Origin of the sequence: Glaciecola sp. SC05 (assembly GCF_041380235.1) — a bacterium.
Classification (GTDB): domain Bacteria; phylum Pseudomonadota; class Gammaproteobacteria; order Enterobacterales; family Alteromonadaceae; genus Glaciecola.
Genome location: NZ_JBGIYY010000004.1, coordinates 135,739 through 153,817 on the forward strand (window position 1 = coordinate 135,739; position 18,079 = coordinate 153,817).

Consider the following 18,079-nt stretch of genomic DNA (forward strand, 5'->3'; position numbering starts at 1 on the left):
TATGGAAACCTTGGCATAAAGCACTTAAGCTGTTGAAATTAATAGCCTTCTGTAATTATTTTAGGTGTAACAAAAATTAACAGTTCGCGCTTTTCTTCTATCTTTTGTGAGGTTTTGAACAAATTACCAATCAGTGGAAGATCTCCAAATAATGGGACTTTCGATACGTCATTGGCACTTGTTGATTGAAATATACCGCCTAAGACTATCGTTTCACCGTTTTCAACTAAAACCTGGGTACTGATTTCTTGAGTATCAATTGCCACCGCAGGACCAGTAGAAGTTGATACTGTCTCGCCACGGGTATCTTGGGTCACCACTAGGTTTAGAATAATGCGGTTATCCGGCGTTATCTGCGGCGTAACGCGCAAACTCAACACTGCTTTTTTAAATTCAACAGAGGTTGCGCCAGAAGATGTTGCTTGTACAAACGGAATTTCAGTTCCCTGCTCAATGTAGGCTTCTTGCTGGTTAGCAACGGTGATTCGTGGACTAGCAATAATCTCGCCTTTATTTTCAGATTCTAGGGCACTGAGTTCAAGATCCAAAATGTTGCCATCGACCAGACTCGCAATCTGAAATCCGATTCGACCAGCTGGGTTCGCTACCGGTAGATTCACATTTAAACGGTCCGTTATTGAGGGCACAAAACCCGCGCCGGCTGAATCTGACCCTTCAATTGAACCAGAGGAGCTGCTGTCGCTACCTGTGCCGGTGAATCCCCAACGCACGCCAAGTGACTCATTTGCATTTTCTCTTACCGTTACCATGCGTGACTCAATAAGGACTTGCCTCACCGGAATATCGAGAGTTTCAATAACCGCTCTTGCTTGGTCGATAGAGTCTTGTGTATCTCTGATCAAAAGCGTATTGGTACGTTCGTCGACGCTCACAGTGCCGCGCTCAGATAAAATACCACCCGCGTCAGTTTTTAAGATTTCGGCCAAGCCTGTTGCGGTCGCATAATTAATCGCTATATTCGCAGACTTTAATTCAGATAGGCTTTGAACCTGCTGTTTTGCTTGAAGTTCTTGGGTTTCTCTTGCGGTCAGCTCGTCGCGTGGTGCTATCAATAAAATATTGCCTTCTAGACGTTTATCTAAACCGCGAATTTTCAAAATCATGTCTAAGGCTTGGTCCCAAGGCACCGCTGTTAGGCTGATCGTGACGTTACCGTTGACAGTGTCTGTAGTAACTAAATTGAAACCATTTACTTGCGCAATGATTTGTAACACTTGGCGCACAGGTACATCCTGAAAATCGAGCGAAATTGGCGCGCCGGTGTATGCATCCTGTTTATTTTTTGCAAGTTGTTCTTCGGTTACTTTGGTGACCGTGAAAGTATAACCATTTTCGTTTTCTGCCTTAGTAACTTTTACTTTGCCGTCATAGCGCACTTCAATTCGGGCAGTCGCATCGCGCTGAAAGGTTTCAAGGTTTTTTACCATGGTGCCAAATTGGCTGACGTCAATTTCAACGTATTGGTCTTCGTGAAGCTCACTGTCTTCAAAGCTCAATGAGATGTTGCCTCGTGCCTCTACCATTGCAACCTCGGGCACGCCATTTTCAAAACTCACAGTAAGCTGCGCTTGATCACCCACTCTATTAAAGGCAATGTCATGCAGTGTGACGGTTTGCGCCATCACAGCTTCTCCAACTGGGTCGATAAGCACAACCGGATCTTCTTGAGCATTTGCGCTAGAAGTGACAATGCCCAATAGTGCTGCACACAGCCAAAGCCGATGAAGTGGGCGTCGGTTTAATTTCTTATTCAATGTATATTGCTCTGACATTAGTTATCTTCCCCTGTCGCAGACGACATGCTTATAGTGGCGGTTTTAGACTGCCAACAACCTGCTCCGTCTGGGAGCATCTCTTGTATTTTCACTTCGCGATCACTGATTTGTGTGACTTTTCCATGGAATAAACCGACGTAGTTTCCGTGTGTAACTCTGTGCAGACTTCCGTCGTTTGCTTTTATCAATGCAAAACGCTTGCCGTTAATTGCAATTACGCCACCCATTCGCAGTGCATCAAGACCAAACCGCTCTAATTTTTCTTTAGAACGTGACCTATCTGGCTGCGCGCAGTTTGGCGTTGTCTCTATTTGCGCTACCGCAGATTCACCTACAGCACGCATGAACGGGCTGCGAATATCGACGGCGGAATAGTTGACGCTCTCAAATTCCTTAAATTCTGGATACGGTTCGATGCTGACTTGCGTGTTTGCCTTGACCTGTTCAGTGTATGCCACTAAATCATCTATGCTTGCGCCACAAGCACTCAACAGCAATATACTGCTTACACCCATAACAATGTGTTTCATTGCATCCCCTCCGTCTGCTCAGAACGGTAAGTTTTTGCCTGCATCTGCAACGATAATTCGCCGTTTGCGCGGCTTATTTCAAAATCATGCAGGGTGACGATTCGGGGCAGGTTTGCGACATTTGATGTAAACTGACCAAACTCGTGATAACCACCCACGACTTCAATCTGTATCGGCAGTTCTGTGTAAAACTCTTTAGGAATCTCTTGTTGCCAGTTTAATAGCTTAAATGACAGACCTGCGTCGGTGCCAACAAAGGTTACGTCGTCCAGCAAGCCTGGCGTCTCATTTGACGTGGGTAATGATTTGAGCATCGAAGAAAAATCATCTTCTATCCGGGCTAGCTGGTCTTTGTAAGCTTCTAGATTGACGGCAATACGAAACTTAGCCTCAAATTCACCACGATATTCTTGCTCTTGTTTTTTTACTGCTTCAATTTGCGGCAACTTGCTGCTGATAATCGCGTAGTAACAAATCGCACCTATGATGATACTGCAGACTACCGCCACTAGCATCTTCACTTCTTTAGGCCAAATGGCAACTTGTTCAAAGTCTAAATCATTGACTTCTTTTAATTTATTAAAATCAAACGCCATGATTATTGACCTCCCGTTGTGGTATCTGTCGGCCTATCTTCTCGCGCGTATTTGCTGCTGAGTGACAGTGTTAATTCAAAATCACTGATCGCGTTGGACGTCGAGGCGTCAGCAACGATAGATGATAATACTGGGTTGACAAATACCTCGGAGCTTTCTAAACCGCGCACGAAAGCTGAAAGTCTGTTGTTAGACTCACTGGTGCCCACCAGTTTAAGGTTGTTTTTCTCTCGAGATAAACTGTTGAAAGAGACACCTGCAGGAACTAAGCGTGCCAGCTCTTCAAATACAATCGGCGTCACATTCCGGCTTACTTGCAACTGTTCAATCAGTGCCATCCGTAACACGATCTCTTCTTTAGCCTCTTTGATGCGTTTTATCTCATCAATTTGCATATTAAGCACGTCAATTTCTTGCTTAAGATAATCGTTTCTTGCAGTTTGATTACGTATTTGTTGATCCAATACTTCTCCGGCTAGCCAGAATAAAGCAAATACAATCACCGCTAGCAGACCCAGCGAAGTCAGGTATTGTTGTTTTTGTCTCTGCCTTAACGATTCACGCCAAGGCAGCAGGTTTATTTTTGCCATGCGCTAAGACTCCTGGTAGCAAGCCCTGCGGCTAGGGTTAACTGAGGTGCAATACTTAGCAACTTATCTTTGTTGACCTTGCCGTCCACTTCCATAGAAGAAAAGGGGTTAAATAAGCTAACGTCCATCGCCATGTCTCTGCTGAGTTCTTCACAGATATTGGGTAAATTCGCGCCTCCTCCACATAATGTGAACGCAACGGGCATTTGTTTATGAGTGGTGGCGACAAACATTTGCAAGGCACGCTGTATTTGCTGCTGCAAAGTCGATAAAAATGTCGGTAAATTTTCTGTAAACCAGCTCTCTGGAGCGGTGTTGCTCGCCAGCTGTGATTCTACTTCTTGCGTGTCAATGTTATACAACATGGCCAAGTCTTGGACAAAACTATTCACGCCAAAGGTATGTTCTTTGCTGTAAATGACCCGTTGATTTTCAACCACTGAAATCTGCATTAATGAAGCGCCGATATTAATACACACAGCCAATTCGTTATCTTTTTGATTTGGAGAGAATTTGACAAAGGAATCGGCTAACACATTCGATTCTATGTCTACGATCACTGGGTCAAAAGGGGCTTCTCTTACCAGCGTAATCCGTCCATCTATCATATCCCGATGTGCGGCACTCAACAGCACTTCGACTTTACCTACGTGGGTTTTTGATACTGCGACTTCTTGAAAATCTAAGTAGACTTCATCGAGTGGATAGGGAATAAGGCTGTCTGCTTCTAGCTCGATTTGAGTTTCCAGCTCAAAGTCGCTTTGGTCCGGCTCCATAAATACAAGCTTGCTAATGACCGATGAACCAGCAACGGCAATCGCACATTCTTTACCCTGAGCCTTCATCGCAATTTGCACCTTTTTCAAGGCTTTGCTTATCGAGTCAAAGTCTTTTATCTCTCGCTCTGCAAACGCTAAACCTATAATAGGTTCGCACGCAAACGCCAGAACTTTGCATTGCTTGCCAGACACGTCTAGACTGATCGCCTTCACGAACTTTGTACCTATGTCTAAACCGATAATTGTCTTAGCTTTTTTTTGAAAAAGCGTTTTCATTCAATGGCGGCCTGTAGTTAGTTGCAGTATCATACCGTGGCATAATACTTATTTTTGTAAAATGTATGTAGTTGTTAACGACACATACGTATAATCTTTGAGTGCTTATTTTAAATTATTTGAGTAACTATACAGTTGTGAAGTATATAAAAGTCTTTCTAGTCTTTATCCTGCTTGGTATTTTCCTAAGTGTCGCTTCTGTCTTAGGGATGTATTTATATCTCAAAAACGACCTTCCGAGCGTGGATGTGCTGCGTGATGTAGAGTTGCAAACTCCGATGCGTATTTTTACCCAAGACGGTTTGTTAATTTCGCAGTACGGCGTTAAACGCCGCATTCCGGTTGCCCTTGAAGAAGTTCCCCAAGACCTTATAAATGCCATCATTGCCACTGAAGACAGCCGTTTTTATGACCACATGGGTGTAGACCCGATTGGAGTGGCTAGAGCGGCTCTGAGTTTGGCGGTAACCGGAGAAAAGAGACAAGGCGCTAGTACCTTAACGATGCAACTGGCCCGTGGTTTTTTCTTGAACCGGCGTAAGGAATTTTCGCGCAAAATTAAAGAAGTGTTTATTGCCTACCATATGGAACAAGAATTAAGTAAGGACGAAATTCTTGAGCTGTATATGAACAAAGTTGAGCTGGGTCATCGTTCCTTTGGTATGGGCGCCGCTGCGCAGGTCTATTATGGTAAAGAGTTAAAAGACCTTACCTTGGCACAAATCGCCACGTTGGCTGGTCTTCCTCAAGCGCCATCTGCTTTAAACCCAATTAGTCAACCAGAACGCTCTAAAGAGCGCCGTCGAATCGTTTTACTGCGCATGCTAGACGAAGGATATATTACTCGAGAGCAGTTTGACCAAGCATCTAATGCCCCGGTGACGGCACGCAAACACGGTGCTGAAATTGAATTGGATGCGCCATATCTTGCCGATATTATTTATAATGAAATGGTCGCTATTTATGGTAAAGATATTGCCGAAACGAGTGGTTTGAATGTATTTGCTACCGCGCACTCTAATTATCAAGCAGCCGCGCAAAAAGCGGTTATTCAAAACCTTCATGACTACGATGAACGACACGGTTATCGCGGTCCACTAGCGGTTTTATGGAAGCCGATTAATACTGAAACCCTCGAGAAATTTGGTTTTGTTGAGCCATTGAGTTCGGCTGCTGCAGAGCAGATTAGGCGTGAGTACGGTGAATTTACCCCGCTTTCAGAAGAAGATATGTTAATTGAGCTTGAGCAGTACAAAAAGATTGGGATGTTAATACCGGCAGTGGTAACTCTGGTAGAGGGGCAGGCAGTCAGTGTACTAACCAAAGATGCTGAACGTATTTCGATTGATTGGGACGGTTTAGATTGGGCAAGGTCCTATATCTCAGATAGTGCGCAAGGCAATGAACCTGTTCAAGCGTCAGATATTTTGCATGCAGGTATGGTGATTTATGTTCGCCAACGAATCAATGACCAACATTGGCAACTTGCACAAATGCCAGACGCTACGGGCGCATTTGTTGCGCTCAACCCCTATGACGGCGCAGTTGAAGCGGTTGTTGGTGGATATGATTTTTACGATAGCCAATTCAACCGTGCAACCCAAGCTAAACGTCAAGTGGGTTCAAACATCAAACCATTCATTTATGCAGCTGCCCTCGACAACGGCTACACGCTAGCTTCAGTTATCAATGATGCACCTATTAATCAATGGGATGCATCGTCTGGTGTGGCATGGCGGCCACAAAATTCACCCGCGGTTTACGATGGCCCAATTCGTATGCGCAAGGCGCTTGGAAAATCTAAAAATGTCGTGTCGGTAAGGCTTTTGCGAGGCGTGGGTTTAGATAAAACCAGAGACTATATTACTAGATTTGGCTTTTTGCGCGATGAGGTGCCTCGTGATGAAACATTGTCATTAGGATCTGGATCGCACACTCCTCTTGAGGTTGCCACAGCTCTTGCGGTGATTAGTAACGGCGGTTTCGCGGTTCAGCCTTATTTTATTCAGCGAATCGAAAGCAGCAACGGTGAAATTATTTGGCAAGCAGATCCGGCCTTAGCGTGTGATCCCTGTGGCAAGAATACAGCCGATCTTGTCATGGATGATAGCTCGCTGTCTGCGGTGCTCAGCCCAGAAGAGATGGAGGCGCAATTGGCACAGCAGTTCAGTTTTGAAAATGCCCAAGTTCAAGACAGCACGATGCCAGAAAGTACCGAGTTGCCTGAATTAGTAAGCAAATCTGCTCCTAGGGTGATCAGTGAGCAAACCGCATTTTTAGTATCAGAAATGATGCGCACTGCGGTGCGTGCAAATGGTAGTTGGAATACCGGTACCTATTGGATCGGCACTGGTTGGCGCGCTCGAAATATTCTACAAAGAGAAGATATAGGGGGTAAAACTGGAACCACCAACGATGCTAAAGATACATGGTTTACCGGATTTGCTCCCAATTTGGCAGCCGCTTCTTGGATTGGGTTTGACAATCCCGCAAGGGAGCTTGGTAGAGCTACTCGCAATCAAAACCTAATCAATAAAGACCCAGAAAGGTTTAATTGGATAGGTAATGCACTTATCGGTGCTGAGGATGGTGCGAAGGCGGCACAGCCTGCTTGGATTAGGTTTATGCAGGAAGTATTAGTTAACGTACCTGAGCAAACAAAAATGATCCCAGAGGGCATTGTGCGGGTGCGCATCGACAGAGCAACCGGCAAGCTTACCGAGAAAACTGACGCCTCATCAATGTTTGAGTATTTTGCAAAAGGCACTGAGCCTACATCATTTGCACAAGATACTGATTTGTCTTTACCGGTTGAAAATGATCCAGAAGAAGAAGAGACCGCGCTTGACGATATTTTTTAGCCAAGTCCACACACAACAAACATTAGGTGATGATTGATTATGTCGACACCAGACAATAGTAACTTTTTATACATTCCGTACGCGGGTCCAGCCTTACTTGAAACGCCGCTTTTAAACAAAGGTAGCGCCTTTACGGAGCGAGAGCGTAAATCATTTAACATTCTGGGCTTGTTGCCACCACGATATGAATCAATTGAAGAGCAAGTCGACCGCGCCTATAAGCAATACAGCAGTTTTTCTGCGCCTTTGAATAAGCATATTTATCTTCGAGCGATTCAAGATAACAATGAAACACTTTTTTATCGACTAGTGCAGCAGCATATCGAAGAAATGATGCCGATTATTTACACCCCAACCGTGGGTGAGGCCTGTGAACGATTTTCTGATATCTACCGCTCTTCAAGAGGCTTATTTATTAGCTATGAAGAGCGCCATATGATGCAGGATATTTTGCGCAACGCCACAAAGCGCAAGGTAAAAGTCATTGTAGTAACCGACGGTGAACGCATCTTAGGGCTTGGCGACCAAGGTATTGGGGGTATGGGAATCCCTATCGGTAAGCTATCTCTCTACACTGCCTGTGGCGGTATTAGCCCTGCTTATACACTGCCGGTGATGCTCGATGTTGGCACAAATAACCCTAAATTGCTCGACGACCCCATGTATATGGGAGCACGTCATCCGCGTATACCGCAAGAACAGTACGACGAGTTTTTAGATATTTTTATTAAAGAAGTTCAACGTCGCTGGCCTGAAGCAATGATCCAATTTGAAGACTTTGCGCAGCCTAATGCTATGCCGTTATTGAAACGCTATCGAGATACCGTTTGTTGTTTTAATGACGATATTCAGGGTACAGCAGCAGTGGCGCTAGGCACAATATTGGCAGCTTGTAAGGCTAGAAACGTCAAGCTTTCTGAAAAACGAGTGGTATTTGTAGGTGCGGGATCGGCTGGCTGCGGCATCGCTGAAATGTTGGTGCAACAAATGTTGTTTGAAGGTCTGAGCGAAGTGGATGCGCGTGCCCGCGTCTTTATGGTCGACAGATTTGGCTTGCTGACCGAAGGAATGGAAGGTTTAAGAGACTTTCAACAAGTTTTGCAACAGCCATTAGCGAATTTATCTGACTGGCAGTATAGCGGTGAGTATCCATCACTTTTAGACGTAGTAAACTGCGCAAAACCCGATTTATTGATTGGAGTGTCTGGTCAACCGGGCTTATTCACCGAGCAAGTTATTCGAGCAATGCAGCAACACTGCGACATTCCGATTATCTTTCCACTGAGTAATCCGTCTAGGCAGGTTGAGGCGCGCCCAGAGCAAGTCATTGAATGGACTGATGGTAAAGTGGTTATTGCAACCGGTAGCCCATTTGCACCGGTTCAATATCAAGGTCGTACCTATCCGATTGCACAGTGCAACAACAGTTATATCTTCCCAGGAATCGGCTTAGGCGTGCTAGCGTCTAAAGCGCGCTTAATATCAGATGAAATGTTGATGGCCGCCAGCAATGCTCTCGCTGAAGCTTCACCTTTAGCTCGCGGTGATTCTGAGGACTTACTGCCGCCCTTAACGAAAATAACGCAATTGAGTAAGGCAATTGCGTTTGCTGTAGCCAAAGTGGCTATGGAGCAAGGTTTAGCCCTTACCCTTACGGATGAAGCATTGCTTGAGCGTATCGATAAAAACTACTGGAAAGCGGAATATCGCGCATTTAAACGAATCAGTCCATAAACCTAACTTAGGGTTAGGGGTTTAAATTTATTCATGTTAGCGTGAGTAAGCAGGCGTACAGACTTTATGCGCTGCTCTTAAATAAGCAAGTCGCACAGGGTTGGATCTTAGTGAAACATTCATTGTTATTGATGTTGGTGTCTTTACTCCTAGTTTTGAGTAGTTTTCCTGCAAACGCGCAAGCGTCATATGCACAGGACAGTTGTCAGCTTTTCTTTGTTTATGATCTACAATCAGAACCATTTGCAACCTTTACTTTAGGTAAACAAGAAAGACTCGAGATACCGTCTGGCGAGAATGTATTGCGCCTCAGTTGTCACTTAAGTAAACAAAGTGTTTTTAGTTTTGACCAAGGAGAAGTGATTGGGCTTGAAGCTAATGGTTTGGGATTCACACTACAAAGGTTGACGGCCACTTCACCAGCTTTTTTGTTGCCCAGCGGTGCGTTTAGCGCAGAATTTACGCTCTCGATGCACAATAGTGATAGCAAAGTGTTTATTTGGCAAAGCCTTGAGCGCTTCTTAGACCAAAGCTTGTTAAATAGCATTACGATGGGCGGTTTTTATGGGCTGTGCCTTGTGCTTATATTGTATGTGTCGTTTATGGGTAAAATGCTCGGCGATAAATCCTTTCAACTGTATAGTTTTTATGTGTTTTGTGCGTCTACCTTCTTTTTACTCCAAGAAGGTCAATTACACATATTTTTTCCCGAAAAATCCTTTTTGTTTGACCATCAACTGTATGTTTTATTTGCTGGTTTAACAGTGCTCTCGGCTACTCTGTTTATCGTTCGAATTACTGAAATACACCACAGTTGGCCGAAAATAACGCAAGGTGCTTTGTATCCCTCTGCGAGTATCGTGTTGCTGATTGCGACCTATGTTTTATTTGCCGGACATAATGGTTTGGCCAATATCATTGGCTCGTTTATGGCTCCCTTGACCCTGCTGATCATGTTCACTATTTTGGTACTCGTGATGATACAGAGTTATCGTGGTGTAAACATGGCTTGGTTGGTTTGTGTGAGCTTGATACTGATGTTTGTGGCCATGGTAGTTCGCGTTTTACCTATTGATGTTGGCGAGTTTCTTGAGCGATATGGTCTGATTGTTGCGTTTGCCATTGAGGCTTTCATTTTTGCGATTGTCGTATCTTCGAGAATTGAGCATATTAAAAACGGCAAACTGCTTGCAGAAAATCAAGCCAACACAGACGTGCTTTGTAATGTTTTAAATCGTCGAGGTTGGTTGGCACAAGCAGAAGAATTATTGAGCTTACAAAAAAAGCAAGGGGGAGTGATTGGCCTTCTTTATATCGACCTCAATGATTTTAAAGCAACCAACGATAGCTATGGTCATCATGCTGGCGATAAAGTACTCAGTATCATCGCCAACATAATCCGCAGCGAAGCTAGAGAAACAGATGTCGTTGGTAGAGTGGGAGGAGACGAATTCGTAGTGGCAGGATATTTCAAAGAGTCGGTAGAGTCGTATGGTATTGCCAAACGTTTGCGGACTCGCCTAAACGATATGACCTTGCAGCTCGATGAGGGACTGCAAGTGCCCGCGAGCGCAAGTGTTGGGCATGTGTTATTTGACTCACCGCCTTTGGGAGTGACCCAAATGTTGCATATGGCGGATAAGTCTATGTATGAAAATAAGCGCGATAAAATGCGAGGGAATAGTCCTCTCGCTCAGCCTTAGTATCTCTAAAACTTCATGCAAGGGTTCACCTAGATATTGATTTCACATTAGAATAATAAGGCAATTAAAATGCATTTTATAGCTATGTTGCCTAAATTTTTAACATGCCATAGTTAGATTTCACCTCATATATTCAGCATATATACTTTCGAATTACGCGTGTAGTTATACATCTGTTGTTTGCTGGAGGGCAGCGTTTCAATACTTCGTTCTTCAAAACCGTGCTCTAAAAACCAATGGCCAGTGACCGTAGTTAATACAAAAATACGGCTTAAACGATTTAAGATAGCTTTGTCTTTTAGAGCAGCAAGCAGTCTTTCACCGCGATTTTTACCTCGGTAATCACGGTGTGTAGCAACGCATGCGATTTCACCACTGGCGTCATCTGGATAAATATAAAGTGCGGCGCAGGCGATGATCATGCCGTCTCTCTCAATGACTGTAAATTGACTAATTTCGGCTTCTAACAACTCTCTCGAACGCTTCACTAAGGCGCCACTTTCTTCAAGAGGACGTATTAAGTTAATAATCCCGCCAACGTCATCGATTACGGCTCCTCTTAGTCGCTCGTAATGGTTTTGCATTACAAGTGTGCCTTCACCATCTCGAGTAAAGAGCTCTTTAAGCAGTGTTCCGTTTTCTTTGTAGCTTACGCAGTGACAGCGCTCTATGCCAGCTGCAACACCCGCCATCATTGCGCTAAGACAGGTGCTCTCTGCGATAATTTGCTGATTATCTAATAAGTTTTGCAAGGCGTTAAGTTCGATGGTGCGGATAAACTTATCTTCTTTACTTTCATCGGTCCGATAAACTCCGTCAAATTCAGAAAGGGTAATGATTTTATCTGCGTTTAAGGCAATCGCTGCCTGAGTCGCAACATCTTCATGCGACAAATTAAACACTTCTCCAGTAGGCGAGTAACCCATTGGCGAGAGTAAGACAATTGATCCGTCATCAAGCTGATCTTTAATCCCTTCAATATCTATCCTACGCACCAGACCGGTGTGTTCAAAATCTATCCCATTGCGCACGCCGATGGGTTTGGCAATCACCAAATTGCCCGAGCATACCCGAATACGAGCGCCATGCATGGGGGAGTTTGGTAAACCTAGTGTGAGCAGGGCTTCAATTTGACTGCGCAAAGAGCCCGCAGCATCTTTCACACACTCAAGGGTATCTTTATTGGTCACTCGCAGACCATCAACAAAGCGGCCTTTTAGACCTCTAAGCTGCAGCCTTTCTTCAATCTGCGGGCGTGCACCATGGGTAATAATAATTCGCATACCCAAGCTGTGCAGTAGGGCGATATCTTGAATCAGAAGCGGGAAGTTTGGGTCAAGCACCGCTTCGCCCCCAAACATGATCACAAAGGTTTTACCTCGATGCGCGTTGATATAGGGAAGGGAGTTTCGAAATAAACGTATGCTTTGTTCGTGTGATAAGGTCATTGGTCGTTGCTCAAACTGGCTTTTAGTTTGTCTAAATTTTCGTGTTCAAGATATAAGGCTTGTGTCACCATTTTGTGACTCGTTCCACCGAGTTGGTCGCGCTTACTAATCACCGCTTCGAGCGCTAGCCATGGATAAACATCATCTTCAATACTAGCGTGAAGTTGTGTTAATTCTGTTATTTCTAAGTCTTCTAAGGCCACACCTTTATGAATAGCTTTGACCACTGCCTGACCGGCAATATCGTGTGCAGTTCTAAAAGGTATGCCTTTACCTACTAAATAATCAGCTAGCTCGGTGGCGTTCGCATAACCCTGTTGTGCAGCTTTGCGGGTAGCCTCTTGGTTTAGGGTCAGGCCATCAAGCACCTCGACGCCGATACACAAACAAATATGGTATTGATTAACCGCATCAATGGCGCCTTCTTTGTCTTCCTGCATATCTTTATTATAGGCAAGAGGTAAACCCTTCATAGTTACCAACAAACCCTGTAAATGTCCAAATACCCGTCCACACTTACCTCGCATTAGTTCTAGGGCATCAGGGTTTTTCTTTTGAGGCATTAGTGATGATCCTGAGGTCACTGCATCGCTCAATTGCAAAAAGCCTGCCTCGCCGGAGTTATAAAAGATCAAATCCTCACTCATGCGCGACAGGTGCATCATTCCGGTACTTGCGGTAAACAATAGCTCGAGCACAAAATCACGATCTGACACAGCATCTAAGCTATTCAAACACGGGCCATCAAATCCTAATTCTGACGCCAATGCAGTTCTGTCTACCGCAAAGGTTGTTCCGGCTAATGCACCGCAGCCTAGGGGAGATTGGTTTAAGCGTTTTACGCAGTCTTCTATTCGGCTGATGTCGCGTTTGAGCATTTCCACATAGGCTAAACACCAGTGTGCAAAATGCACCGGTTGGGCTCGTTGTAAGTGGGTATAGCCGGGTAAAATTGCTTGTTCGTGGCGTGAGGCGCAGCGAAGCAGTGCCTCTAATAAGTTCACTAAATCGAGTTTCAATCCTGCAAGATGGCGTTTGCACCACAGCCTAAAATCAGTCGCTACCTGGTCGTTACGACTGCGGCCGGTGTGCAGTTTACGACCTAGATCGCCAAGCTTATCAGTGAGGTAGGCTTCAACAAAGCTATGGATATCTTCTTCCTGGGAGGCGGCAAAATTTATCTCTCCGGCCTCAACAGCATCTTTCAGTTCGCATAAGCTGTGCTCAAGCTCGGTTTGCTCTTGCACAGACAATACACCAGCGCGGACTAAGCCTTTTGACCACGCGATTGAACCAATTATATCCTCTGTGGCCATCACATAATCAAACGGTAGTGAATCATTTACTTGCTTAAACATCGCGCTGGCATCACCAGCAAACCTTCCACCCCATAACGCCATTTTTTCATTTTCCTTTTTACTTATCAGTTACGTGTTGCTGTGCCAGAGGGCAGCCAATGCAAACAAAAAAGTGTGCCTAACACTATCTAGACACTATTTCTGTCAATCAATGTGACCTAGTTTGCACCGCCCTGAGCTTTTAATGCTTTGATTCGGCTTGATAAACTAAATAATCGGATAAATCCTTCTGCATGCGATTGGTCGTATACGTCATCAGCACCAAAAGTCGCGAAATCTTCAGAATATAGGCTGTTTGGTGACTTGCGTTGAGTAACGCTGGCAGTACCTTTGTAAAGCTTTACCACAATTTCACCGGTGACTATGTCTGCGAAGCTGGCGGCGCCTGCAAGCAAGGCATCGTTTAGTGCAGTGAACCAACGCCCGTCATACATCACGTGCGCGAACTCTAATCCAATCTGCTCGCGATACTTTAGGGCAGATTTATCTAATACGAGCGTTTCTAAGGCTTTGTATGCCTTGACCAGCACTGTGCCTCCCGGTGTTTCATAGCATCCGCGAGATTTCATACCGACTAAGCGATTCTCGACAATATCAATGCGTCCAACTCCGTGGGCGGCGGCAATCGTATTGAGTTTTACTAGGGCTTGGTAAGGCGATAATGCCTCGCCGTTCACATGAGTCAATTTGCCCTGAGCAAAGCGCAAATTGACAGATTCTGGTGTATTGGGCGCATCCATTGGGTCAACCGTCATGGTCCAAACTTGTTTGCTAGGCTCACACCATGGGTCTTCGAGCTCGCCGCCTTCGTGTGAAATATGCCATGCATTCGCATCTCTACTGTATATTTTAGTCGCCGAGGCAGAGGTTTTGATATCACGGCTGGCTAAATAATTCAGTAAGTCTTCTCTTGAAACCATGTCCCATTCGCGCCAAGGAGCGATCACTTTTAGCTCTGGGGCGAGGGCCGCAAACGCTCCTTCAAATCTGACCTGGTCGTTGCCTTTGCCGGTACACCCATGGCTCAGTGCGTCCGCGCCTACTTTGCGGGCCACCTCAACTTGCGCTTTTGCAATTACGGGGCGCGCCATTGATGTACCAAGTAGGTACTCACCTTCATATACCGCACCGGTGGTGACGGTTGGGTAAATAAAATCCCTTACAAATTCTTCTTTTAAATCGACGATGTGGCATTCACTAGCGCCGCTCGCCAAAGCTTTCGCTTCTAAACCTTCCAGTTCTTCTGCACCTTGACCAACATCTGCAGCAAAGGCTATTACCTCGCAGCCATAGTTTTCTATTAACCATGGCACAATTGCTGAGGTGTCTAAGCCACCAGAATAGGCCAATACTACTTTTTTGATATCTGACATGATTGTTCCTTTAAATGGGGTTTAAAGATCGAACTCTATGAGCGCAGAGCTGGCGCGCTTATAGTTCTCGATCGGTCATTAAATAGCTTAAGATCGCGTTTTGAGCATGCATACGGTTATTGGCCTGAGCCATCAACAGTGATTGCTCTGAATCCATCAATTCGCCGGTGATCTCTAGATCCCTATGTGCTGGTTGGCAGTGCATAACGAAACTCGCCTGAACTGCTTCAACTAAACCGCGATTAACCTGATACGGCATAAACGCGTCTTTGATAGTTTGTAAGGGCGTTTCGTCGCCCATTGACAACCACGTGTCGGTATATATCACGTCGCAGCGCTTAAGGTCTTGCATATCGTTACTAAAGATAAGATTAACATTCTGGGCCTTTGCTAGAGCTTGAATGTCGCCAAGCAGTTTAGGGTCAATATCATGGCCGGCAGGGGTGATCACAACTTGATGACAACCCAACAATATGCCTAAGATTAGCAGCGAATGTGTGACATTGTTGCCATCGCCAACGTACGCCATTGTTTTACCAGCCACGGCACCTAAATGCTCATGCATAGTTATGTAGTCAGCTAAGGCCTGGCAAGGGTGATATTTGTCGCATAAGGCGTTGATAACCGGTATGTCGGCGCCATCAGCTAAACCATTTAAGGTTTCATGAGAATATACGCGGGCGACAATGGCATCGGCCCATTGGGAAATGTTCGCACCTACATCTACTGGGTCTTCGCGTTTCTTAAGCTCGGCGCCTTGACTGTCAACATACACCATGTGGCCACCAAGTTTATTGATGCCAATATCAAAACTCACGCGAGTTCGAAGGGAAGGTTTCTCAAAAATAGCCACCACCGACTGTCCCTCGAGGAGCTTGCCATACTTTTGAGGATGCTGCTTTAAATCTAGCGCAAATTGGAGCAATTTGTTTGCGTCTTCTTTGGTCCAATTAAGAAACGTGAGTAAGTCCTGATGCATGAAATATCCTGTTTTATTGCATGTGAGGGTTTGCGCCCGCTTCGGCGCGAGGAAAAATTTGTGTTCCAAAAACAGTATCGTTTTCAGTCATGGCACTTAAGTCATTCCAACTGCCAATCGTCACTGCAGAGCCAAGTAAGTCGGCTGAGTCTTGAGCAGCTAGCACTTTAACAATCATGCCGTCGGTGATGATTTTATCGTCAATCATTTGTTGAGCTTGCTTAGCGTTAAGTTGCGCGAGTTTGATTTTATCTGAATTAAGGACGCCACTAACATCAGACAATAGCAGTAACTTGGCATTTAACAACTGCGCAATACAAATAGCGGCATGGTCGGCATTCACATTGTACAAATTTCCGGTTTTGTCTGTGCCAATTGAGGCAACAATAGGCAGCATATTGTTGTTGAATAGTTGTTTCAACAGGGCAGCATCTTTTGCAATAGGTCTGCCAACAGCACCTAAGTGTTGACTCACCTGCACGCATTCGGCAATGTTGCCGTCGGCAAGGCTAATGCCGACCGACTTTAAGCCAATCGATGCGCTTCGTGCAACTAAGGTTTTGTTTAAATATCCACAAAGCACACCGGCAACCACTGGCATGTGACTAAATGGGGTGACTCGCAATCCATCTATTTTCTCGCTATGCATATTCAGTGCTTTTAGTTGAGCTTGAACTTGGTCTCCGCCGCCATGCACTAAAACCACCTGTTTACCACGTGATTGAAGGGCCTTAATCGCCGATAAAAGCGGGTGCTTATTACCGTCTACTGCCAATAATTCATCAAAAAAACGCCCACCGACTTTAATCACGATGATTGAGGTTTGTTCGCTCATGAAAACACCAATCCTGCAGTTTCTGGCAGCCCAAAGCGAATATTTGCGCATTGCACAGCCTGACTGGCAGCACCTTTCAATAAGTTATCGATGGCTGATGTCACCACAACACATTGTTTAGATGGATCGAACGCCCAATGTATATCGCAAAATGGAGTATGTGCCACCTGATCGACTTTTGGCCAATGCCCGCATAATCTGACGAGGGGTTTATCGGCATAGGCTTTTTCAAACGCTTGGTCTATATCAGACTTGCTAACATGTGTTTTGGCGAAGGCCGTAAGCGTAGCAAGAATGCCTCTTTTATAGGCACCTAGATGTGGGGTGAAAATAACGTTAGTACCCGCAAACTCCTCAATTTCTGGAGTATGCCGGTGGCCTAGCACGCCATAAGCCTGTAAGCTTACTTCATAAAAACTGGTGGTCATGGAGGCTTTTCGACCAGCACCGCTGACGCCGCTAACGGCATTTATGATTGGCATATGCTCTAGATTCAAAAGCTGCGCATTGAGCAGCGGTTTCAATGCGAGTAAGGAAGCAGTCGGATAGCAGCCCGGCACAGCAATAAGATTGCCTGCTTTGGCGATTTCGTCTGCATACCATTCGGCAAGACCGTATACACGCTTATTAAGCAAAGCCGGATACTCATGAGTAAAACCATAGTGCTCAGCAAACTCACCAGCATGGCTAAGCCTAAATGCGCCCGATAAATCAAATACAACGGTATTTGTAGTGCTCAGTGCCTGAGCCCAGTGATGGCTGACTTCATGGGGCAAGGCCATAAATATCACATCGTGCTGTTCGCCAATACTTTTCACCTGATCGTCTGACAATGTTTGCATCGTCAAACCGCCTATATGTGAAAGAGCGGGATGCACTTGCCCGATAGATTTGTTGGCATCATTGCTATTTGCCGAAACAAAGCAGCTTTTGAGTTCAAAATCAGGATGCGAGTATAGAATATTTAAAAGTTCAGCGCCGGTGTAGCCACTGGCACCCATTACACAAGTAGTAAGCATAAATTTCTTTAATTCAATATAAAAAAAGGAGTCTGACAACAGCCGACTTCGTGATGCTGACTGCTATCAAACTTTCTAGGCGTTACATAAGGGACTTTGCATATTTGCAAAGGTTAAACCTATCGTCGATAGGTGACTATGTAACATGTCTTGGGAGAGACCAATACCATTATTTTTCCTTTGTTGACTTTCGGTGTTTAAG

General features: G+C 45.0%; 14 protein-coding genes. 3 read left to right on the plus strand and 11 right to left on the minus strand.

The window, feature by feature from the left end; translation table 11 throughout:
- Positions 1-38 precede the first annotated feature (38 nt).
- The 5 genes from AB9H30_RS05280 to pilM are packed head-to-tail and all read right to left on the minus strand — an operon-like array spanning position 39 to position 4,567.
- Complete coding sequence (locus tag AB9H30_RS05280; RefSeq protein WP_371193597.1) at positions 39-1,793, minus strand: type IV pilus secretin PilQ; 1,755 nt, start codon at positions 1,791-1,793, stop codon at positions 39-41.
- On the minus strand, positions 1,793-2,326 hold the full coding sequence (locus tag AB9H30_RS05285; RefSeq protein ID WP_371193598.1) for a pilus assembly protein PilP: 534 nt from the start codon (positions 2,324-2,326) through the stop codon (positions 1,793-1,795). The genes AB9H30_RS05280 and AB9H30_RS05285 overlap by 1 nt, the downstream gene beginning before the upstream one ends.
- Positions 2,323-2,922: a type 4a pilus biogenesis protein PilO gene (locus AB9H30_RS05290; RefSeq protein WP_371193599.1), complete on the minus strand. Its 600-nt coding sequence runs from the start codon at positions 2,920-2,922 to the stop codon at positions 2,323-2,325. The genes AB9H30_RS05285 and AB9H30_RS05290 overlap by 4 nt, the downstream gene beginning before the upstream one ends.
- 2 nt (positions 2,923-2,924) lie before the next feature.
- Positions 2,925-3,512: a PilN domain-containing protein gene (locus AB9H30_RS05295; protein WP_371193600.1), complete on the minus strand. Its 588-nt coding sequence runs from the start codon at positions 3,510-3,512 to the stop codon at positions 2,925-2,927.
- Positions 3,500-4,567 (minus strand): type IV pilus assembly protein PilM, encoded by a 1,068-nt coding sequence (pilM, locus tag AB9H30_RS05300; protein ID WP_371193601.1) that lies wholly within the window; start codon positions 4,565-4,567, stop codon positions 3,500-3,502. Before pilM ends, AB9H30_RS05295 begins: the two co-directional genes overlap by 13 nt.
- Positions 4,568-4,704: 137 nt before the next feature.
- Between pilM and AB9H30_RS05305 the strand changes: the two genes are divergently transcribed.
- From AB9H30_RS05305 to AB9H30_RS05315, 3 genes are all read left to right on the plus strand, one after another.
- Positions 4,705-7,428: a penicillin-binding protein 1A gene (locus AB9H30_RS05305; RefSeq protein ID WP_371193602.1), complete on the plus strand. Its 2,724-nt coding sequence runs from the start codon at positions 4,705-4,707 to the stop codon at positions 7,426-7,428.
- A gap of 39 nt (positions 7,429-7,467) precedes the next feature.
- Entirely contained in the window at positions 7,468-9,162 is a 1,695-nt protein-coding gene (locus tag AB9H30_RS05310; RefSeq protein ID WP_371193603.1) for an NAD-dependent malic enzyme, read from the plus strand.
- 110 nt (positions 9,163-9,272) lie between these two features.
- Complete coding sequence (locus AB9H30_RS05315) at positions 9,273-10,865, plus strand: diguanylate cyclase (protein ID WP_371193604.1); 1,593 nt, start codon at positions 9,273-9,275, stop codon at positions 10,863-10,865.
- Positions 10,866-10,990: 125 nt separating this feature from the next.
- On the opposite strand, the gene argA is transcribed toward AB9H30_RS05315, so the two are convergent.
- The 6 genes from argA to argC form a co-directional block, all read right to left on the minus strand.
- Positions 10,991-12,313, minus strand: coding sequence for an amino-acid N-acetyltransferase (gene argA, locus AB9H30_RS05320; protein WP_371193605.1), 1,323 nt, complete (start codon positions 12,311-12,313; stop codon positions 10,991-10,993).
- The gene (gene argH / locus AB9H30_RS05325; protein ID WP_371193606.1) at positions 12,310-13,713 is read right to left on the minus strand and encodes an argininosuccinate lyase; all 1,404 of its coding nucleotides are present in this window, start codon (positions 13,711-13,713) and stop codon (positions 12,310-12,312) included. Before argH ends, argA begins: the two co-directional genes overlap by 4 nt.
- Positions 13,714-13,829: 116 nt before the next feature.
- Positions 13,830-15,044: an argininosuccinate synthase gene (locus AB9H30_RS05330; RefSeq protein ID WP_371193607.1), complete on the minus strand. Its 1,215-nt coding sequence runs from the start codon at positions 15,042-15,044 to the stop codon at positions 13,830-13,832.
- 58 nt (positions 15,045-15,102) lie between these two features.
- Positions 15,103-16,023 carry an ornithine carbamoyltransferase gene (locus tag AB9H30_RS05335; RefSeq protein WP_371193608.1) on the minus strand — a complete coding sequence of 307 codons (921 nt, stop codon included), beginning with the start codon at positions 16,021-16,023 and terminating at the stop codon, positions 15,103-15,105.
- A 13-nt stretch (positions 16,024-16,036) separates the two neighbouring features.
- Positions 16,037-16,858, minus strand: coding sequence for an acetylglutamate kinase (argB, locus tag AB9H30_RS05340; RefSeq protein ID WP_371193609.1), 822 nt, complete (start codon positions 16,856-16,858; stop codon positions 16,037-16,039).
- The gene (gene argC / locus AB9H30_RS05345; protein WP_371193610.1) at positions 16,855-17,877 is read right to left on the minus strand and encodes an N-acetyl-gamma-glutamyl-phosphate reductase; all 1,023 of its coding nucleotides are present in this window, start codon (positions 17,875-17,877) and stop codon (positions 16,855-16,857) included. Before argC ends, argB begins: the two co-directional genes overlap by 4 nt.
- Between the last annotated feature and the right edge of the window lie 202 nt (positions 17,878-18,079).